This is a genomic window from Phenylobacterium sp. (assembly GCF_035539035.1).
Lineage (GTDB): Bacteria > Pseudomonadota > Alphaproteobacteria > Caulobacterales > Caulobacteraceae > Phenylobacterium.
Map to the genome: position 1 here is coordinate 38,091 of NZ_DATLJI010000015.1, position 17,971 is coordinate 56,061.

At 71.5% G+C, this 17,971-nt stretch carries 19 protein-coding genes and 1 tRNA gene; 7 read left to right on the top strand and 13 right to left on the bottom strand.

All coding sequences use genetic code 11. The annotated features are described in order from the left end of the window. The first annotated feature begins 74 nt into the window (after positions 1-74). The 3 genes from VM685_RS12130 (at position 75) to hflX (ending at position 3,021) form a co-directional block, all read left to right on the top strand. Positions 75-1,256, top strand: a complete 1,182-nt coding sequence (locus tag VM685_RS12130) for a c-type cytochrome (protein WP_325460424.1) — start codon at positions 75-77, stop codon at positions 1,254-1,256. A 203-nt stretch (positions 1,257-1,459) separates the two neighbouring features. Beyond that, positions 1,460-1,705, top strand: coding sequence for an RNA chaperone Hfq (hfq, locus tag VM685_RS12135; RefSeq protein ID WP_257818028.1), 246 nt, complete (start codon positions 1,460-1,462; stop codon positions 1,703-1,705). Beyond that, the gene (gene hflX, locus VM685_RS12140) at positions 1,702-3,021 is read left to right on the top strand and encodes a GTPase HflX (RefSeq protein WP_325460425.1); all 1,320 of its coding nucleotides are present in this window, start codon (positions 1,702-1,704) and stop codon (positions 3,019-3,021) included. Before hfq ends, hflX begins: the two co-directional genes overlap by 4 nt. Positions 3,022-3,030: 9 nt before the next feature. Here hflX and VM685_RS12145 read toward each other — a convergent pair whose 3' ends face one another. Next, on the bottom strand, positions 3,031-3,465 hold the full coding sequence (locus VM685_RS12145) for a DUF417 family protein (RefSeq protein ID WP_325460426.1): 435 nt from the start codon (positions 3,463-3,465) through the stop codon (positions 3,031-3,033). A gap of 96 nt (positions 3,466-3,561) precedes the next feature. Between VM685_RS12145 and VM685_RS12150 the strand changes: the two genes are divergently transcribed. Beyond that, the gene (locus VM685_RS12150) at positions 3,562-4,173 is read left to right on the top strand and encodes a hypothetical protein (protein ID WP_325460427.1); all 612 of its coding nucleotides are present in this window, start codon (positions 3,562-3,564) and stop codon (positions 4,171-4,173) included. On the opposite strand, the gene VM685_RS12155 is transcribed toward VM685_RS12150, so the two are convergent. The 3 genes from VM685_RS12155 to VM685_RS12165 all read right to left on the bottom strand — a co-directional run bounded on the left by VM685_RS12155 (position 4,170) and on the right by VM685_RS12165 (position 8,017). Further along, positions 4,170-6,482 (bottom strand): TonB-dependent receptor, encoded by a 2,313-nt coding sequence (locus VM685_RS12155; protein ID WP_325460428.1) that lies wholly within the window; start codon positions 6,480-6,482, stop codon positions 4,170-4,172. The genes VM685_RS12150 and VM685_RS12155 overlap by 4 nt on opposite strands. A gap of 138 nt (positions 6,483-6,620) precedes the next feature. Beyond that, positions 6,621-7,448 carry a nucleoside triphosphate pyrophosphohydrolase gene (gene mazG, locus VM685_RS12160; protein WP_325460429.1) on the bottom strand — a complete coding sequence of 276 codons (828 nt, stop codon included), beginning with the start codon at positions 7,446-7,448 and terminating at the stop codon, positions 6,621-6,623. 77 nt (positions 7,449-7,525) lie between these two features. Further along, positions 7,526-8,017, bottom strand: a complete 492-nt coding sequence (locus VM685_RS12165; RefSeq protein ID WP_325460430.1) for a hypothetical protein — start codon at positions 8,015-8,017, stop codon at positions 7,526-7,528. A 158-nt stretch (positions 8,018-8,175) separates the two neighbouring features. On the opposite strand from VM685_RS12165, the gene VM685_RS12170 reads away from it, so the two are divergent. Together VM685_RS12170 and VM685_RS12175 are read left to right on the top strand one after the other, a co-directional pair. Continuing rightward, on the top strand, positions 8,176-9,372 hold the full coding sequence (locus tag VM685_RS12170) for an MFS transporter (RefSeq protein WP_325460431.1): 1,197 nt from the start codon (positions 8,176-8,178) through the stop codon (positions 9,370-9,372). A gap of 189 nt (positions 9,373-9,561) precedes the next feature. Then, the gene (locus VM685_RS12175) at positions 9,562-11,463 is read left to right on the top strand and encodes a HAMP domain-containing methyl-accepting chemotaxis protein (protein WP_325460432.1); all 1,902 of its coding nucleotides are present in this window, start codon (positions 9,562-9,564) and stop codon (positions 11,461-11,463) included. A gap of 7 nt (positions 11,464-11,470) precedes the next feature. Here VM685_RS12175 and VM685_RS12180 read toward each other — a convergent pair whose 3' ends face one another. The 8 genes from VM685_RS12180 to VM685_RS12215 all read right to left on the bottom strand — a co-directional run bounded on the left by VM685_RS12180 (position 11,471) and on the right by VM685_RS12215 (position 17,120). Next, positions 11,471-12,190: an SIMPL domain-containing protein gene (locus VM685_RS12180; protein WP_325460433.1), complete on the bottom strand. Its 720-nt coding sequence runs from the start codon at positions 12,188-12,190 to the stop codon at positions 11,471-11,473. A gap of 99 nt (positions 12,191-12,289) precedes the next feature. Then, a complete protein-coding gene (locus VM685_RS12185; protein ID WP_325460434.1) occupies positions 12,290-12,664 on the bottom strand; it encodes a putative quinol monooxygenase in 375 nt (124 codons plus the stop codon). A 15-nt stretch (positions 12,665-12,679) separates the two neighbouring features. Next, positions 12,680-13,300, bottom strand: coding sequence for a phosphoribosylglycinamide formyltransferase (locus VM685_RS12190; protein WP_325460435.1), 621 nt, complete (start codon positions 13,298-13,300; stop codon positions 12,680-12,682). Beyond that, positions 13,297-14,121 carry an MBL fold metallo-hydrolase gene (locus tag VM685_RS12195; RefSeq protein ID WP_325460436.1) on the bottom strand — a complete coding sequence of 275 codons (825 nt, stop codon included), beginning with the start codon at positions 14,119-14,121 and terminating at the stop codon, positions 13,297-13,299. Before VM685_RS12195 ends, VM685_RS12190 begins: the two co-directional genes overlap by 4 nt. Further along, positions 14,118-14,894 carry a TatD family hydrolase gene (locus VM685_RS12200; protein WP_325460437.1) on the bottom strand — a complete coding sequence of 259 codons (777 nt, stop codon included), beginning with the start codon at positions 14,892-14,894 and terminating at the stop codon, positions 14,118-14,120. The genes VM685_RS12195 and VM685_RS12200 overlap by 4 nt, the downstream gene beginning before the upstream one ends. 22 nt (positions 14,895-14,916) lie before the next feature. Next, positions 14,917-15,912: a DNA polymerase III subunit delta' gene (locus VM685_RS12205; RefSeq protein ID WP_325460438.1), complete on the bottom strand. Its 996-nt coding sequence runs from the start codon at positions 15,910-15,912 to the stop codon at positions 14,917-14,919. Further along, positions 15,905-16,540, bottom strand: a complete 636-nt coding sequence (tmk, locus tag VM685_RS12210; protein ID WP_325460439.1) for a dTMP kinase — start codon at positions 16,538-16,540, stop codon at positions 15,905-15,907. The genes VM685_RS12205 and tmk overlap by 8 nt, the downstream gene beginning before the upstream one ends. 40 nt (positions 16,541-16,580) lie before the next feature. Then, entirely contained in the window at positions 16,581-17,120 is a 540-nt protein-coding gene (locus VM685_RS12215; RefSeq protein WP_325460440.1) for a septal ring lytic transglycosylase RlpA family protein, read from the bottom strand. A gap of 138 nt (positions 17,121-17,258) precedes the next feature. Here VM685_RS12215 and VM685_RS12220 point away from each other — a divergent pair. Next, positions 17,259-17,348: transfer RNA gene (locus tag VM685_RS12220), tRNA-Ser, on the top strand. An 11-nt stretch (positions 17,349-17,359) separates the two neighbouring features. On the opposite strand, the gene VM685_RS12225 is transcribed toward VM685_RS12220, so the two are convergent. After that, positions 17,360-17,881 (bottom strand): GNAT family N-acetyltransferase, encoded by a 522-nt coding sequence (locus VM685_RS12225; protein ID WP_325460441.1) that lies wholly within the window; start codon positions 17,879-17,881, stop codon positions 17,360-17,362. Positions 17,882-17,971: the final 90 nt, after the last annotated feature.

The window sequence follows — 17,971 nt, forward strand, 5'->3', positions numbered from 1 at the left end:
TCGATTCCTCTTCCCCCGGGAACCTTGAGCTCCACGCACCATCCAACGGTCGAGGAAGCTCAGGGAGAACGGACATGGCGTCGAGATCGCTTCGCAAGCTGCTGGTCGCCACGACCGGCACGGTGCTGGGGGGCGCGCTCGTCGTCCTCGTCGGCTGCGGAACCCTGCGGGCGACCCAGCCGGAGGTCCCGCTGTCGGCGCTGGAGCTGCAGGGCCAGGAGATCTTCCGGCACGACACCTTCGGCGACGAGCAGCACTGGACCGACAAGCTCCGCCTCGCCGAGGTGGTAGCGAAGGACGTGCAGCCGCTGGAGGCCCTCTCGCTGGGCCTCAAGGTGGACATGGACAGGCTCAAGCTGGGCCGCTTCCTGCTGCACAACCCGCTGGCGGCGAGCGGCACGCGCGAGCTGCTGCGCCAGGACGCGGTCGTCGGGCTGAGGGCGACCTTCGACGACCAGGGCCGCATGCAGCGCCTGGGGGTCACCTGCGCGCTCTGCCATTCCACGGTGGACGACGCCCTGCTGCCCGGGATCGGACACCGCCTGGACGGCTGGCCCAACCGGTCGCTGGACGTGGGCGCGATCATCGCCATGTCGCCGGTGATCACCCCGGAGCAGCGGGCGGTCTACAAGTCCTGGGGCAAGGGCCGCCACGACCCGCGCTTCAACATCGACGGCAAGAACACGCCGATCGTCCTGCCGCCGGCCTACGGCCTGGCCGAGGTGAAGAACGAGACCTACACCGGCGACGCGCCGATCTCGTACTGGAACGCCTATGTGGCGGTGACCCAGATGGGCGGGCAGGGGACCTTCTCCGACCCCAGACTCGGCATCGACGTCCACCATTCCCCGGACCTCGTCACGCCCAAGCTGCCGGCGCTGCGGGCCTACCAGCACAGCCTGAGGACGCCGCGGCCGACGCCGGGCTCGTACGATTCCGCCTCCGCCGGGCGCGGCCAGGCCCTGTTCGCCAGCCACTGCCAGAGCTGCCACGTGGGCGGGAGCGGCACCGACAACAACGCCGGCGTCCTGCACGCGCCCTCGGAGACCGGCATGGACGGGGCCTATGCGGCGCGGACGGTCAACAAGGCCTATCGCACCACGCCGCTGCGCGGGCTGCGCCACCATCCGCCGTATTTCCACGACGGCAGCGCCGCGAGCCTCGAGGCCGTGGTGGCGCACTACGACCGGGTGCGGCGGCTGCAGCTCACCGGCCGCCAGCAGCGCGATCTGGTGGAGTACCTCAACACGCTCTGAGGCGCGGCGCGCGAGCGCTTCGGAAAGAACTCGCCGGACTCGGGTGGCGACCCGGCTCCGGCGTCTCTATATCGGGCGCACACTGGAGACGGCGCGCGCGCATCACGGACGCGATTGCGCCTGTCGCGATTTCGGGCCAGCGTGACTTTGCGTGTGTGGGCGGCGCGTGGCCGCCCGATGAAAACAAAAGAGGCGAAAAGCCAATGAGCGACAAGAAACAGAACCTGCAGGACACCTTCCTCAACAGCGTGCGCAAGTCCAAGACGCCGCTGACCATCTTCCTGGTGAACGGTGTCAAGCTTCAGGGCGTGGTGAGCTGGTTCGACAACTTCTGCGTTCTGCTCCGTCGGGACGGGCAATCCCAGCTCGTCTACAAGCACGCGATCTCCACCATCATGCCGGCCCAGCCTGTGCAGCTGTACGAGCCGGCCGAAGACGAGACAGATTGAGCTCCTCCAAATCCGTTGACCGCCAGGCGCCTGTCCAGGGCGCCGTCGTCATCCACCCCGACCGCGAGGGCCGCGGCTTCGCCAGGGACGCCGAGACGCGTCTCGAGGAAGCCGTCGGCCTGGCGCTGGCGCTCGACCTGGAGGTCCGCGAGACCGCCATCGCGCCGCTGCGCAAGCTCACCCCCGCCACCCTGTTCGGGAGCGGCAAGGTCAAGGAGCTGGGCCACCTCATCGAGGCGGTCGAGGCTTCCGTGGCCGTGGTGGACGACGCGCTGACGCCGGTCCAGCAGCGCAACCTCGAGAAGGCCTGGGGCGTGAAGGTCATCGACCGCACGGGCCTGATCCTGGAGATCTTCGCCCGCCGGGCGCGGACCCGCGAGGGCCGCCTGCAGGTCGAGCTCGCCAGGCTCACCTACGAGCGCTCGCGCCTGGTCCGCACCTGGACCCACCTGGAACGCCAGCGCGGCGGCTTCGGGGTGATGGGCGGCCCCGGCGAGACCCAGATCGAGACCGACCGGCGGCTGATCGCCGAGAAGATCGGCAAGCTGAAGCGCGAGCTGACCGAGGTGCGCCGCACCCGGACCCTGCAGCGCTCGGCCCGCCGCCGCGTGCCGTACCCGACGGTGGCGCTGGTGGGCTACACCAACGCCGGCAAGTCGACGCTGTTCAACCGCCTCACCCAGGCCGAGGTGGTGGCCGAGGACATGCTGTTCGCCACCCTCGACCCGACCCTGCGCACCCTGAAGCTGCCCGACGGGCGGCCGGCGATCCTGTCGGACACCGTGGGCTTCATCTCCGACCTGCCGCACGAGCTGGTGGAGGCGTTCCGCGCCACCCTGGAGGAGGTGCGCGAGGCCGACGTGGTGCTGCATGTGCGCGACATCGCCAGCGAGGAGAGCGACGCGCAGGCGCAGGACGTGCGCGCCGTGCTGGAGCGGCTGGGCGTCGACATGGACGAGCGCCGGATCCTGGAGGTCTGGAACAAGGTCGACCTGCTGCCGGCGGAAGACCGTGCGCGCATCGAGGGGGACGCCCGGCGGGCGCATCCGCCGGCCGTGCTGGTCTCCGCCGTCACCGGCGACGGCTGCGAGGCGCTGCTGAAGCAGGTGTCGGGGCTGGTGGACGAGTCGCCGCCGGTGGATGTCTACGCGCCGGCCGGGGAGGGCGCGGCCATCGCCTGGCTCTACCGCCACGGCCGGGTGCTCGAGCGCAACGAGGGCAAGGACGGCAGCGTCCGGCTGGCGGTGAGCCTGACGCCGCAGGCGCTGGGCCAGTTCGAGCAGCTGTTCCCCGGGGCCGAGATCCGCGGCCACTGAGGCCGGCGCTCAGCGGCGGCGCGGTGACCAGGCCTGGGCGGTCAGCAGGAGCGCGGCGGCCAGCAGGACGAGGTCCTTGGCGAACAGCTGGCCGACCTCGACGGTGAGCAGCGGGAGGCCGTCGCGCACGATCCAGGCGCCCGGCGCGGTGGCGACGAAGCTGAGGGTGACGAAGGCGGTCGCCGCGGCGAGCGGCGCGGCCAGCCGGGCCGGCCACGAGGTCGGCCGCACCACGCCGGCCGCCAGCCCGAGGCCCGTCGGGATCTCCACGGCCGCGAAGGCGAAGCTGGCGCCGCGCACGCCGAGGAGGTCGTAGACCCAGGCGAGGAACGGGCTGGAGGCGGCGAGCGGGGCGACCGCATGGGCCTCGTAGGCGGTGAGCTTCTGCAGGCCGATGGCGAGGAAGGGCAGGGCCAGGGCCAGCCAGACTCCGCGGACGGCCAACGCCGCCGCGCCCCTCGAATCCGATCCCGCCAAGCCCGTCTCCTCGCGCCGTGGAAGAGGAACCCGCCGCGGCCGGGGCGGGTTGCGCCCGAGGCGATGTCGCGCTCCGACACCCTGATCCCGCCGCCCTGGCGCCTGGCCGGCGAGGCCTGCGTCTCGGCCTGGCTGGCGCGGATCGCCGATCCGCCCCCGCCGCCGCCGGGCTGGCGGCTGGTCCGGCTGGGACCGTTCGTGGCGGTGGGCGCGGTCTGGGCCCGCTACGGCCCGGGCGGGATGCTGGCCTATGACGAGCTGGCCGTCGGGCTGGTGGTGCGCCGCGGGCTCTCGCTGGGCGTCACCGTGCCGTGGATCTGGGTCGACAGCGCCGTTTCCCGGGACGGCGGACAGCGGCTCTGGGCCATCCCCAAGCAGATGGCGCGGTTCCACAACGGACCCGGGCCGGCGTTCGAGGCCGTGGCGGAAACGGCGGCGGGCGAGGCGGGACGGGTCAGCCTCCGCCCCGCTGGACCGCGGTGGCCCTGTCCGCCGCTTCCGTTCCAGGTGGTGCAGGCCCGCGCGGGCCGCCCGGTCCGCGCCCCGGCCCGGGTGCGGGGACGCGTCCAGCTCGGACGGGCGGCGTGGCGCCTCGCGCCCCTGCCGGGCCTCGGCCGGCCGCTGGTCTCGGTCAGGCTGACCGGGATGCGGCTCGACCTCGGCCCGGCGGCCTAGAAGGCGGTCGTCAGGCTGACCTGCACCGTCCGCGGCGGACCCGGGCGGAAGCTGGCCGGCGTGTTGGTCGTGGTGCTGATGGTGCCGAGGTAGTCCTCGTCGGTGAGGTTGTCGACGTTGACCCGGACCTTGATCTCCTCCAGCGGCCCCCAGCCGAAGCCGTCGCCGAGGTCCACATAGGCGTTCCACACCGTGTAGCCGTCGGTCCGCTCCGTGTTGGTGAAGTTGGTGAAGCGGTCCGAGATGTGACGGGCCGAGACGTTGATGATCGCGCCCTCGACCGGCTCGAAGGTCACCCCGCCCTGGAACAGCCACTCCGGGAAATCCGGGACGCGGTTGCCGGCGATCGTGAAGGCGGCGAAGTTGTCCTTAAATTCCGAGAGATTGTAGGACAGGTTGGCGTTGAAATAGACCTTGCCGCCGAGCAGCTCCGGCTTCCACTGGCCGCTGAACTCCGCGCCCTTGGCCTCCACCGCGCCGACGTTCTGGAAGAAGGTCTCGGTCGTGGTGGAGCCCGGCACCGGCGAGGCGAAGGACTGCAACCGGTTCTCGAAGCGGGTCTTGTAGAGCACCAGCGAGGCGTTGAACGTCGGCTGGTTGGTGCGCACGCCCACTTCCCAGTTCTTCGCGGTCTCGGGCTCCGGGGCGGGCGGCGCGGGACTGGCGGCGGAGAAGATGTCGTCGGCGCCGCGGGGCAGGGCCATGTTCTCCGAATAGGAGGCAAACACCTGGTCGCGGCCGGTGACCGACCACACCGCGGCCACCTGCGGCAGGAAGCCGTCCTCCCAGCTCTTGGAGAGCTTCGGCCGGCGCTGGGCGATGTAGTCGCCGGGGTTGCGGTAGCCCTCGATGGAATAGTCGATGGAAAGCGCCTTGAAGCCGACGTCCAGCTTCAGGCGGTCGTCGAAGAGGGCGATGGTATCCTTCAGGAAGACCTGCACCGTGTCGCGAACCGAGACGTAGTCGCGCTGCAGGTGGACCGGCTCGTCGAGCAGGGGCGCGCCGTCGGGGTGGCCGTTCTCGACGTTGTAGCGCGCCTGGGTGCGGTGATAGTCGTCCTTCTCCACCCAGAGGCCGGCCGAGACGGTGTTGATCCCGATCCGCCAGTCGGCGCGGCTGTTGACGCCCTGGCGCGTGCCGTCGGGGACGGAGAGCCCGTACTGGATGCCGCGCGGCGCGGTGAGCCCCGGCACCACGAGGCGCTCGGCGTTGTGGCTGGCGAGCGAGGTGGCGTAGGCCTCCGGCGAGACGCCGTAGCCGCCCTTGTCCTCGTAGTAGGCGGACGCCATCAGGTCGATCGCCTCGGTGGGCGCGAGGCGCAGGGTCAGGCCGTAGAGGTGGTCCTTCCGGGCGTTGACCGCGAACTTGTAGTACTGGTTGTAGCCGGCATTGGAGAACGGGACGTTCGGCGCCGTGGCGAGCGGCGGCAGCGTCGGCACATAGCCCAGATAGGCGAAGCTGCGGCCCGAGCGGCTGAACAGGTCGCCGGCGGTCCCGGCGTACTGCGCCTTGGTGATCGAGGGGCTGTCGAAGTCGAAATAGTCGTTGTGGACCGTCTGGAACATCAGCTCGCCGAGCTCGAAGCGCCAGCGGATCTTGCCCTCGATATGGGTGCGGTCGATCGTGCCGGGGCCGCGCCACAGGTCGCCCCGGATCCCCGAGGCGCTGACGAAGGCGGAGAAGCCGGCGTGCTCGCCGGTGTCCAGCCGCAGGAAGCCGCGGCGCAGGTCGTCGGAGCCCACGGTGGCGCTGAACAGGCCGCCGGCCTCCTCCTCGGGCGGACGGGTGATGTAGGAGACGATCGGCCCCAGCGAGGCGTAGCTGGCGAGCGAGACGTCGCCGGCCCCGGACGAGGCGGTGACCCGGGCGAGGTTCTCGTTGTCCACGTAGCGGTAGATCGGGCTGCCGCCGAACTGGTCGGACCGGCCCATGGGAATGTCGTCCAGCAGGAAGCCGATTTGCTGGAAGTTGAAGGCCCGCACGGAGACCGAGTTGCCGAACTCGTACATGCCGAGCGCGTCGTTGGCCTGGACGTTGAAGCCCGGCAGGCTCTCCAGCATCTTCAGGCCGGTGATGCCGGCCGGCGCCGAGAGCAGGGCGTCGCGGGTGATGGAGACGGTGGCCGTGGCCTCGTCCGTGCCGATGGCGACGCTGGCCTCGGTGAGGCGCGAGCCGGTGACGACCACCTCCTCCACGTCGGCCTGTTTCGGCTGGGCGAGCGCCGGCCCGGCCAGAGCCAGCATGGACGCGCCCAGCAGGGTGGCGCGCAGCCCCCGGCCCGCGCGCACGGAATGATCGAACGACAACATGATCTGGTACCCCCTCGTCGCCTTTGCGGCTGTTGAGGGTCAGCGTCGGCGGCTGCCGCAGCGTCGGGGAAGCGGCGGGACGGGGCAGCCTTTCATCAAACGCCGAAATGACTGCGAAACGCGCAGGCGCGCGGCCGATCAGCCCTTTTCGGCGACCTTGGCCTCGTCCCAGAGGGCGTCCATCTCGGCCAGGTCGGACTGGTCCGGGGTCTTTCCCCGCTCGGCCAGGCGCTGCTCGATGTAGCGGAATCGGCGGGCGAACTTGGCGTTGGTGAAGCGCAGGGCGTCCTCGGGATCGACGTCGAGGGTGCGGGCGAGGTTGGCGACCACGAAGAGCACGTCGCCCATTTCCTGGCGGGCCTTCTCCAGGTCGCCGGCGGCGACCTCGTCCTCCAGCTCGCGAACCTCCTCGTGCAGCTTCTCCAGCACCTCCTTGGCCGAGGGCCAGACGAAGCCGACGCCGGCCGCGCGCCTGGAGAGCTTCACGGCGCGGGTGAGGGCGGGGAGGCCGACCGGCACGTCGTCGAGAAGGCTGGCCGTGCGGCCCTTCTTCTCCCGTTGCTTGCTTTCGCGCTCCTGGGCCTTCAGCTCCTCCCAGCCGGCCTTCTGGTCGGCGAGCGAGGCGTAGGTTTCCTGCCCGAACACATGGGGATGGCGGCGGACCATCTTGTCGTTGATCGCCCGGGCCACGTCCTCGAAGTCGAAGGCGCCCTTTTCCTCGGCCATGCGGGCGTGGAAGACCACCTGCAGCAGGAGGTCGCCCAGCTCCTCCTTGAGGTCAGCGAGGTCGCTCCGCTCGATGGCGTCGGCGACCTCGTAGGCCTCCTCGACCGTGTAGGGGGCGATGGTGGCGAAGGTCTGCTCCACGTCCCAGGGGCAGCCGGTCTCGGGGTCGCGCAGGCGGGCCATGATCGCCAGCAGGCGGTCGATGGGCCGCAGGTCGCCGGAGGGGGCGGAGGAGGTCATCTGGGAGTTCCGAAATGCAGACGGCGCGCGGCGATGAGACCGCGCGCCGTCTCTGTGGCGCAAGTGCCGGCGCGAGGCTAGCGGCGGGCGACCACCCGGCGGCCCTCGCTCAGGTTCCGGGCGAAGCGGTCGAAGGTGTACTCCGCGTCGCTCCAGATCCAGTTGGCCCAGGTCTGGCGGATGTCGGTCTCGTACCAGCGGTAGCGGAGCGGGGTGACCGTGCCGTCGGCGGCGACGGCCTGGCCTTCGATGGTCGCCCCGCCGATCCCGAAGCTCTGCATGGAGAGGCCGGGCGTGTCGGACATCTGCTTAAAGGTCGGGCGGTTCGGCACCGCGTCGGTCAGCACGAGTTCGATGCGGCCGTCCTGGTAGGCGCCGGTCTTGGCGAGCTCGCGCTGGACGTCCTCGCGCAGGTGCTGGGCGAGGCGGTCGACGTCCTTCACGCCATAGGTCTTGACCGCCTTCTCCTGCAGGTCAGGCCCGACGGTGACCGAGACGCTCGCGGGCGCGGCGACCGCCGCGGCGCCGCTGGCCAGCAGCGCGACAGTGGCGATGGCTAGAGTGCGCATGGGGATGCTCCCGATGATGTACAGTAAAAACTTAACATGGAACGAGGCGCCCGTCACGCACCGTCCTGATCAATATAGGTGCGGAATCGGCGCACAGTAGCGGCCATGCGCTCCGTCCCCGGCCAATTCCGCCTCGCCGATCGTCGGGGAGGGCGGTGATGCGGCCGCGCTGGCTGGTGGCCTCCGGGCTCGGCGTGGCGCAGATGCTGGCCTTCGGGACGACCCTCTACCTGCTGACGGTGCTCGGCCAGCCGATGAGCGAGGACACCGGCTGGCCGCTGCCGTGGATCTTCGGCGGCATGTCGGCGGGCTCCCTGGCCGGCGCGGCGGTGGCGCCCAGGGCCGGGCGCTGGATCCGCAGCCACGGCGGCAAGCCGGCGCTCAGCCTGTCCTCGGGCCTGTTCGCGGCCGGCCTGATCCTGATCGCCGCGGCTCCCCACCTGGCGGTGTATTTCGCGGGCTGGATGGTGATCGGCTTGGCCATGCCGCTCGGCCTCTACGACGCCGCCTTCGGGGCGCTCGGGCGGCTCTACGGCCTGGAGGCGCGCAAGGCGATCACCATGGTGACGCTGTGGGGTGGGTTCGCCAGCACCAGCTTCTGGCCGCTCAGCGGGCTGCTGGTCACCGAGGTGGGCTGGCGCTGGACCTGCGCCATCTACGCCGCCCTGCACCTGGCGATCGCCCTGCCGATCTACCGCTGGCTGTTGCCTGACGCCGAGCCGGTGGGCGGGGCAGCGGGCGGCGAGGGGAGCCGGGGCGAGGCCCACGTCCTGTCCCGCGCCGCGCGGACGGCGGTCGTGGTGCTGGCCTTCCTGCTGATGTTCGAGGTGCTGGTGGCCAACATCATCTCGGTGCACCTGGTGACCATCCTGCGGGAGCGCGGCCTGACGCTGGCGGCGGCGGTGGCGCTGGGCGTCTTCATCGGGCCGTCGCAGGTGAGCGCCCGGTTCGGCGAGTCGCTGTTCGGCGCGCGGATCCATCCGAGCGTGACCATGATCGTGGCCGTGGGCGCGATCACCCTTGGGGTGGGCCTTTTGCCGGTGCTGCCCACCTCGGCCGCGCCGCTGGCGCTGATCGCCTATGGCGCCGGGATCGGACTGGTCTCGGTGGCCCGAGGCTCGCTGCCGCTCTACCTGTTCGGTCCCCTGGAGGCGCCGGTCGTCTCGGGCCGGATCGGGCGGCCGGTGCAGATCACGGCCGCCTTCGCGCCCTCGATCGGGGCCCTGATGCTCTCGCAGCTCGGGCCGACGCCGACGCTCTGGCTGCTGGCCGCGCTGTCGGCGGCGAGCGTCGCGGCGGCCGTCGTCCTGCGTCGCCTGGCGCGCCGGCTGGAGGAGGAAGGCCGATTCAATTGATGAGCGTCAATCCATCGCCACACATCTGCAGTGCAAGTCGATATACTTCAGCAATTCACGCTACATCCGGCAATTAGCAGTATAACGATCACCCGTTATTGTAGAAATTAAGGCCACAACAACTTCCTTGATCTACTGACGAAGCCAGCATCAGGGGCGAGGGCCCCTTGGAATCACTGGACGTAGGTCATGGCGCTCACACTCAAGCTCAAGCTCCGCATCCTCTTCGTGGCGGTGACCCTGGCCTTCGCCGGCTCGGGCCTGTTCGCCGTCTACCAGCTCAGCGTGCTCAATGCCGCGACCCAGGCCATGACCGAAAGATGGCTGCCCCGGGCGCGGATCGCCGAGCAGCTCAATACGACGGTCGCCAACTACCGGGTGGTCGAGGCGCGCCACGCGATGGCCGACACCGACGAGCTGCGGAAGACCGCCGACGGCCAGATCGTCAGCTTCGCCGGCGACGTCGCCCGGCTGATCGGCGACTACCGGGCGCTGCTGCGGCCGGGCGAGGACGCCGCCAAGCTCGACGCCTTCGAGCGCAACTGGGCCGACTACCAGCGCGCCAACGAGGGCATGCTGATCGTGTCGCGCGCCGCGCAGAGCGAGCAGGCGTTCGCCCTGTTCCGCGAGGCCAGGCCGCGGTTCATGAAGCTGTCCAAGGACCTCAGCGCCCTGGCCGGCGAGGAGACCGCCAAGGCCAAGGCGCAGAGCGCGGCGGCGACGCGGATCTATGAGGGCGTGCGGATGGTCATGATCGCTGTGGTGGCGGTGATGGTGCTAGGGGCCGTGGGCGCCGCGATCTACTGCGAGCGGTCGGTGACGGCGGTGCTGGTGCGGCTGGCCGAGCTGATGCGGCGGCTGGCCGGCGGCGACTATGGCCTCGAGGTCGAAGGCACGGGGCGTCCGGACGAGGTCGGCGAGATGGCCCGCGCCGTGGAGGTGTTCCGCACCAACGGCCTGGAGGTGAACCGCCTGCAGGGCGAGACCGAGACCCAGCGGGCGGCCACCGAGGAAGAGCGGCGGCGCAACGAGCGCACCCGCGAGGCGGCCGCCAAGGCCCAGGCCGAGGTGGTGGCGGCGCTCGCCGCAGGGCTCGACCGGCTGTCGGGCGGCGACCTGACCTTCCGCATCGAGACCGCCTTCCCCGAAGAATACGAAGACCTGCGGCGCGACTTCAACGCGGCCATGCAGAAGCTGCAGGAGACCATGGTGGTGGTCGTGGAGAATACCAAGGCCATCGGCTCCGGGGCCGGCGAGATCAGCCAGGCCGCCGACGACCTGTCCAAGCGCACCGAGCAGCAGGCCGCGAGCCTGGAGGAGACCGCCGCGGCGCTGGACGAGATCACCGCCACGGTGCGCAAGACCGCCGAGGGCGCCAGCCACGCCAACGCCCTCGTGGGCCGCGCCCGCGCGGACGCCGAGCAGGGCGGGGAGGTCGTCGGCCGGGCGGTGGACGCCATGGGCGGCATCCAGGCGTCCTCATCGCAGATCAGCCAGATCATCGGGGTTATCGACGAGATCGCCTTCCAGACCAACCTGCTGGCCCTGAACGCCGGCGTGGAAGCCGCCCGGGCGGGCGACGCCGGCAAGGGGTTCGCGGTCGTGGCGTCCGAGGTGCGGGCGCTGGCCCAGCGATCGGCGGAGGCGGCCAAGGAGATCGAGGCCCTGATCCGCGCCTCGAGCGCCCAGGTCGGCGAGGGCGTGGAGCTGGTGGCGGCCACCGGGCAGGCGCTGGAGCGCATCGTGTCCCAGGTCACCGAGATCAGCGGCATCGTCGGCGAGATCACCGCCTCGGCCCAGGAGCAGGCCACCGGGCTCCACCAGGTCAACACGGCGGTCAACCAGATGGACCAGGTGACCCAGCAGAACGCCGCCATGGTGGAGCAGAGCACGGCGGCGAGCCATGCGCTCGCCCGCGACGCCGAGGGCCTCGACCAGCTGATGCGCCAGTTCAACACGGGGAAGGGGGCCGCGGCCGCTGCGCCGGTCCGTCGCCCCGCCGCCGTCGCCGCGCCGCGCTACGCCTCCGGGGCCGCCACGGCCCAGAAGCTGGCCCTGGTCGCCCAGGAGGACACCTGGCAGGAGTTCTAGGGCCGGCTCAGCGCAGCCGATAGTTCACCGTGGTGACGACGCGCACCTTCTTGAACATCTGTGAGTTCGGCTCGTAGCCGACCTCGTCGCGGCCCAGGATCTCGAAGGAGCCCTGGGTCGCCGAGCGGATCGGGCCGAGCTTCGTCCCGGAGTCGCGCGCGAACTGCTCGGCGCCGGTGCGGGCGCTGGCGGTGGCCTCGGCGATCATCGCGGGGCGCACGTCGTTCAGCTTCGTGAACAGGTACGAGGGGCCGTTGAAGTCCTGCAGCACCACGCCCTGGCGCAGGAGCTGGTCGAGGCTGCGGGTGGTGGCCTGGACCCGGTCGACGTTGGCGGTGCGCACGATGACGGTCTGGGCGACCCGGTAGCGGGCGCGGATGTCCTGCGGCTGGTACTCGCGGGCGTACTGGTCGGTGACTTCGAGCCGGCCGAGGTCGACCTCGGCATTCGTGTAGCCCTGGGCGGCGAGGAACCGACGCACCGCGGCGAGGTCGGCGTCGACGTCGGCCTGGACGGCGGTGAGCTCATCGCCGGCGGCGGCGAAGCGCAGCGGCAGCACGGCGAGGTCGGACTTCACGATCCGCTCGGAGAGGCCACGCACGGTGACGCTGCGGTCGCCGACGCGGGCGTTCTCCACGCCGTTGCCGACGAAGGCGCCGCCGGCTGCGACGCCGACGGCCAGCAGGGCGGACGCCACGACGGCGGGAACGAGCAGATTGTCGGCCATGGGATCCTCTGAGGCTTCGAGGAGGGGCTACAGCAGCTCAGCTGTCAATTCGCTGAACGCCCATATCCATTCTTCGCCTAAGGAAGATTATCGGAAATATCAGGTGGCCAGGCCGTAGCCGCCCACCGGTTCGGTCTCGAACCGCTCCCCGAAGCCGGCGATGATCGGACGCGCCCTGGAGATCGCCGCCTGCACCGCCGGAAGCTTCAGCGAGGCCTGGTGGCTGGCGGCGCTGTCCCACACCTCGGTGATCCAGATGGCGTCGGCGTTCGTCGGATCGCGGGCGATGACGTAGCTCAGGCAGCCCGGCATGGCGTCCGTGCCCTCCACAAGGATTGCGATGAGCGCGTCCCGCTCTCCCGGCTGCGCCAGCATCTTGCCGATCAGGCCGTACATGGCGGTCTTCTCCTGGCTCACGGCGGCGCCGGCGACACCCAGCGCCGCGGCTCCGACGACGAATCCGCGCCGTTCCATCTGCATGGCGCCAGCCTAACCGTTAACGGCCATCGGCGGCAGCAGGAGTTCGCCGCTTTCGATCCGGCGCAGCGTCTCGATAAAGAACTGCGGCTCCAGGCCCGTGACGCGGGCCTCGAGGCTCTCCGGCGTGTCGCCCGGCACGACTTCGACGCGGCGGCGCGCGATCACCGGCCCGCGGTCGTATTCCTCGTCCACCAGGTGGATGCAGATGCCGCTCTCGGCCGCGCCGGCGGCGATCACCGCCTCGTGGACCCGGCGGCCGTACATGCCGTGGCCGCCGAACGCCGGCAGCGGGCCCGGATGGATGTTGAGGATCCGCCCGCCGTAGCGCCGCAGGGTCGCGGGCCCGAGCCGACGCAGGTAGCCGGACAGGACGATGAGGTCGACGCCGTGGGCGGCCATCTCGGCGCCCAGGCTCTGATCGGCGCCCTCGGGGTCGACCTGGGTCGGGATGCAGAGCGCCGCCAGGCCCATCTCGCGGGCCCACTCGAGCGCCGGCGCCTTGCGGTTGTTGCTGACCAGCAGCCGGGCGTCCGAGGTGAGCTGCCCTGCCCGGATCGCGTTAACGATCGCGCGCGCGCTGGAGCCGTTGGCGGACGCGAGGAAACCGAGCTTGAGGCCTTGATACGTCACGGGAATTCCGCCCCGAGCTTATGTTCGAACCGCATCCCGTCGTAGGCCGGCTCGACGCCCTCGGGCAGCTCCCTGCGGAGGGTCTCGTAGTCGAGGTCGATGTGCAGATTGGTGAGGATGGCGCGGCGCGGCCGGGCGCGGGCGATCCACTCCAGGGTCCGCTCCAGGTGGGCGTGGGTCGGGTGCGGCCGGTAGCGCAGGGCGTCGACGATCCAGACGTCGAGGCCGGCGAGCGCCTCGAACGCGGCGTCGTCCAGGTCGACCACGTCGCTGGAATAGGCCACCCCGCCGAACCGGTAGCCCACCGAGCGGATGGCGCCGTGGTCCTGGTCGAAGGTGCGCACCGGGATCGGCCCCGAAGGCCCGTCCACCGCCCAGTCGACGCCGTGGGCCGGCAGGGCCCGGGCGTCGCAGATCGCCGGATAGCCCGCCTCCCCCTCGAACACATAGCCGAAGCGGCGGAGCGCGCTCTCGGTCGTGGGTGGGTCCATCCAGACCGGCAGCCGCGCCCTCTGGCGCAAGAAGAAGGCGCGCACGTCGTCGAGGCCGTGCATCTGGTCGGCATGGTCGTGGGTGAGGAGCACCGCGTCCAGGCGCTTGGCGCCGGCCAGGGCGGTCTGCATGCGCAGGTCCGGCGAGGTGTCGACGATGGCCGTGGTCTCGGCCTCGGCCCCCTCCCCGCGCCGGCGGACCAGCATGGAGCAGCGCGAGCGCAGGTTCTTCGGATTGGCGGGGTCGCAGGCGCCCCATTCGCCGTCGGCGCGCGGCACGCCGCCGGAGGAGCCGGAGCCCAGGATGGTGACCTCCAGCACCCCGCTCACGGGCGCGGGACCCGGTCGAACAGGGCGAAGAAGGCGTCCTCGGTCCTCTGCTCGGCCTCCTTGAGGCTCCAGCCGCGGATCTCGGCCAGCTTGGCCAGCACGTGGGGCAGCATGGCCGGCTCGTTGCGCCGGCCGCGGTAGGGCACGGGCGCGAGGTAGGGACAGTCGGTCTCGACCATGATCCGGTCCTCCGGCATGGCGCGGATCACCTCGCGGACGTCCTCGGCGGCCTTGAAGGTGGCGATGCCGGAGACCGAGAACCAGGCGCCGAGCGCCGCGCAGCGGCGGGCAAGCTCCGGGCCCGAAGTGTAGCAGTGCATCAGGATGCGGAACGGCCCGGCGGCGTATTCCTCCTCCAGGATGTCGCCCATCACCTCGTCGGCCTCGCGGGTGTGGACCACCAGCGGCAGGCCGGTCTGGCGGGCGGCGGCCACGTGGGCGCGGAACACCTTGGCCTGCACGTCGCGCGGGCTGAGGTCGTAGTGGAAGTCGAGGCCGCACTCGCCGATGCCGACCACGCGGGGGTCCTGGGCCAGGCGGACCAGGGTCTCGGCCGCGAGGTCCGGGTCCTCCTTGGCCTCGTGCGGGTGCGTGCCCACGGTGCACCAGATGTCCGGGTGCTGGGCGACGTGGCGGACCTTGTCGAAGTTCGAGACCTTGTCGCAGATGTTGACCATGAGGCGCACGCCGGAGGCCAGCGCGCGGCTGATCACCGCCTCGCGGTCCTCGTCGAATTGCGGCGCGTGCAGGTTGACGTGGCTGTCGATCAGCATCGGATACTACGGGTCTCGCCGCTCAGGCCTGCGCGGCCTGACGCAGCTCGCGGAGCGCGGTGAAGAGCGCATCCGTGCGGTCGAGGTTCAACGCCTCGACCTCCCGCGGCAGGCGCTGGAGCGTCTCCCACGCCTGCGCCCAGTGATCAAGCGGGCCCACGCCCTGGCGCGCCCGGTCCAGGCTCATGGCGTGGACGCGGTCGGCGAGGCGGTCGAGCAGCAGGTTGAACTGCGCCTGCCCCTCCCCGCCCCGGAAGCGGTCGGCCAGCGAGAGCGCCATGGCTTCGTCGAGCTGCGGCAGGTCGGCCAGCAGGGCGCGGGCCGCGTCGTCCATGGCCAGCGCCTGGCCGGCGGCCAGCGCCAGCGCCTTGCCGGGCGCGCCGCCGGCCATGCGCGAGAGGCGCAGCGCCTCCTCCTCGGTGACGTCCAGGCGGGCGCGGACGAAGGCGGCGGCGTCCTCCAGGGACAGGGGATGGAAGGCGAGCCTGCGGCAGCGCGAGCGGATGGTCGGCAGCAGCCGGCCCGGCGAATGGGACACCATCAGGAGGACGCCGCGCGGCGGCGGCTCCTCCAGGGTCTTCAGGAGCGCGTTGGCGGCGTTGACGTTGAGGTCGTCGGCGGCGTCGACGATGGCCACCCGGTGCGGCGCGCTGGCCGGCGACTTGGAGAAGAACTCGGCCAGGCGGCGGACGTCGTCCACCGGGATCACCTTGCGCGGCTTGCCGTCCGGCCCCTCGCGCTCCAGCACCAGGATGTCGGGGTGCGAGCGGGCCATGACCTGGCGGCTCACCGGATGGTCGGGGTCGCTCCCCAGGATGCCGTGGCGCGGGTCGGCCGGAGCCCCCAGCAGCCGGCGGGCGGCGCGGTAGGCGAAGGTGGCCTTGCCGACGCCCTCGGGACCGGTGAGCAGCCAGGCGTGGTGCAGGCGGCCGCGGGCGCGGGCGGCCTCGAACGACTCCTCGGCGGCCTCCTGGCCCTCGAGCTCGAACACTTCGCGGGGGTGGCGGACCTCAGACATGGATGGCCAACCGGTCGGTGACCGTGGCCCAGACCTCCGCCTCGACCTGCTCCAGGTCGCCGCGCGCGTCGACGACGGCGCAGCGGTCGGGCTCGGCCGCGGCGATCGCCAGGAATCCCTCCCGCAGGCGCTCGTGGAACGCCATGCCCTTGCTCTCGAAGCGCATCTCCGCGCCGGCCCGGGCGTGCGCCCGCTCCAGGCCGACCTCGGTGGGCAGGTCGAAGATCAGGGTCAGGTCCGGCCGCGTGCCTTCGAGGATGTGGGTCTCCAGGGCGGAGATCAGGCCGGGAGCCGTGCCGCCGGCCGCGCCCTGGTAGGCGCGGGTGGAATCGGCGAACCGGTCGCAGACCACCCAGGCGCCGCGCTCCAGGGCCGGGCGGATCACCCGCTCGATGTGGTCGCGCCGGGCGGCGTACATGAGGAGGGTCTCGGTGACCGGGCTCCAGCGGTCGGCGGCGCCGTTCAGCACCAGCTCGCGGATGCTCTCGGCCCCCGGCGAGCCGCCGGGCTCGCGGGTCGCCACCACCTCGCGGCGGTTCGCCTCCAGGCGCGCCACGAGGCGCCGGAGCTGGGTCGACTTGCCCGCCCCCTCGCCGCCTTCGAAAGTGATGAACCGCCCGCGCGTCACGGGCCCAAATTGGCCGGTTCGCGGCGGATGTCCAGCGGGGCTATTCGACGTTCACGTTGAGGGTCGCGGTCTCGATCCCGGCGCGGCCGACGTAGCGCACGCGGACCTTGGCCAGGCCCTTGCCCTCAAAGCCCAGCCGCTTGGCCGCCTCCTGCGACAGGTCGATGATCCGGCCGTCCACGAAGGGGCCGCGGTCGTTGACCCGCACGCGGATCCGCTTGCCGTTGTCGAGGTTGGTCACCTCCACCACCGACGGCAGCGGCAGGGTCTTGTGGGCCGCGGTGATGGCGTTCTTGTCGAAGCGCTCGCCGTTGGCGGTGGGCTTCCCCTGGTGGTGGCCGCCGTACCAGGAGGCCAGCCCCACCTCGTTGTAGTCCGGCTGCTCGTGCGGCGTGTACCACTTGCCGTTCACCTGGTAGGGCTTCCAGGTCCCGCCGCGCCTGGCGGTCTCCGGCACGTCGCGCGGCCGGCTCTTGGCGCCCTCGACGCCGGTGGCGTAGCGCGGACCGCCGGCGCAGGCGGCCAGCGACGCGGCGGCCGCGATCACGGCGCCGGCGCGCAGAAACGATCCAAAGTCCATGGCGACGCCCCCAGGCTCCAGCGGCTCGCCCCCCGATGGGGCATGGTTAAGGCTGCCTTAGGAAACTTGCTCTGCGGTTAAGCGCCGCGCCGGTGGAGCCCTGCGCCCCACCCTGCTAAGAGGCCGGTTCCGCTCCGGGGACAGGTGGCCGAGTGGTTTAAGGCAGCGGTCTTGAAAACCGCCGTGGGTGCAAGCCCACCGTGGGTTCGAATCCCACCCTGTCCGCCATCGGTGGCGGGTCAGTCCCGCTCCGGCGCGTCCCAGGTCATCTCCAGCATGGTGCGGCGGAAGCCGGCGGCGGCGAACAGCTTCTGGGCGCCGGCGTTGCGCTCGGCCGTGGAGAGCACGACCTGCCGCGCGCCGCGCTCCACGAGGGCGGCGCGCGTCGCCTCGAGCAGCCGGCGGCCGAGGCCGTGGCCCCGCCGCTCCGGGGCCACCAGCAGGTCGTAGACCATCCCCGCCGGCCCGCGCAGGGACATGAAGTCGGTCCCCTCCATCTCGGCGTAGCAGTAGCCGGCGACCTCGCCGTCGACGTCGGCCACCAGCACCAGGGCCTCAGGCTCGCCGATCCGGGAGACCAGGAAGCGGGCGTAGCCATCCTCGGTCCCCGGCGTCGGCGCGAGGAAGCGGGCGGCGTCGAAGTCGTGGTGCACCCGCACGAGCAGGGCGCCCAGCCGTCCCAGGGCGGGGCCGTCGGCCTTGGTCGCCGGCCGGATGGAGGCGGCGCGAGGCGCGCCGGGGCCGCTGGATCGATCAGACATCAGCGAACCCAAAACCGGCTTCCCGCGCGAAGGCAATGGCCCGCCTGCATGGCGGGAATGGCGCGCGGGCGAGATTCCCTCCACTTTCCG

Bases quoted from the DNA above. Each gene is read 5' to 3' on its own strand.
- VM685_RS12130 (WP_325460424.1), top strand. From the start codon at position 75: ATGGCGTCGAGATCGCTTCGCAAGCTGCTGGTCGCCACGACCGGCACG.
- VM685_RS12185 (WP_325460434.1), bottom strand. From the start codon at position 12,664: ATGGAACGGCGCGGATTCGTCGTCGGAGCCGCGGCGCTGGGTGTCGCC.
- VM685_RS12200 (WP_325460437.1), bottom strand. From the start codon at position 14,894: ATGCTGATCGACAGCCACGTCAACCTGCACGCGCCGCAATTCGACGAG.
- VM685_RS12180 (WP_325460433.1), bottom strand. From the start codon at position 12,190: ATGGCCGACAATCTGCTCGTTCCCGCCGTCGTGGCGTCCGCCCTGCTG.
- VM685_RS12205 (WP_325460438.1), bottom strand. From the start codon at position 15,912: ATGTCTGAGGTCCGCCACCCCCGCGAAGTGTTCGAGCTCGAGGGCCAG.
- VM685_RS12155 (WP_325460428.1), bottom strand. From the start codon at position 6,482: ATGTTGTCGTTCGATCATTCCGTGCGCGCGGGCCGGGGGCTGCGCGCC.
- VM685_RS12170 (WP_325460431.1), top strand. From the start codon at position 8,176: ATGCGGCCGCGCTGGCTGGTGGCCTCCGGGCTCGGCGTGGCGCAGATG.
- VM685_RS12175 (WP_325460432.1), top strand. From the start codon at position 9,562: ATGGCGCTCACACTCAAGCTCAAGCTCCGCATCCTCTTCGTGGCGGTG.
- VM685_RS12150 (WP_325460427.1), top strand. From the start codon at position 3,562: ATGTCGCGCTCCGACACCCTGATCCCGCCGCCCTGGCGCCTGGCCGGC.
- VM685_RS12215 (WP_325460440.1), bottom strand. From the start codon at position 17,120: ATGGACTTTGGATCGTTTCTGCGCGCCGGCGCCGTGATCGCGGCCGCC.
- hfq (WP_257818028.1), top strand. From the start codon at position 1,460: ATGAGCGACAAGAAACAGAACCTGCAGGACACCTTCCTCAACAGCGTG.
- mazG (WP_325460429.1), bottom strand. From the start codon at position 7,448: ATGACCTCCTCCGCCCCCTCCGGCGACCTGCGGCCCATCGACCGCCTG.
- VM685_RS12165 (WP_325460430.1), bottom strand. From the start codon at position 8,017: ATGCGCACTCTAGCCATCGCCACTGTCGCGCTGCTGGCCAGCGGCGCC.
- VM685_RS12225 (WP_325460441.1), bottom strand. From the start codon at position 17,881: ATGTCTGATCGATCCAGCGGCCCCGGCGCGCCTCGCGCCGCCTCCATC.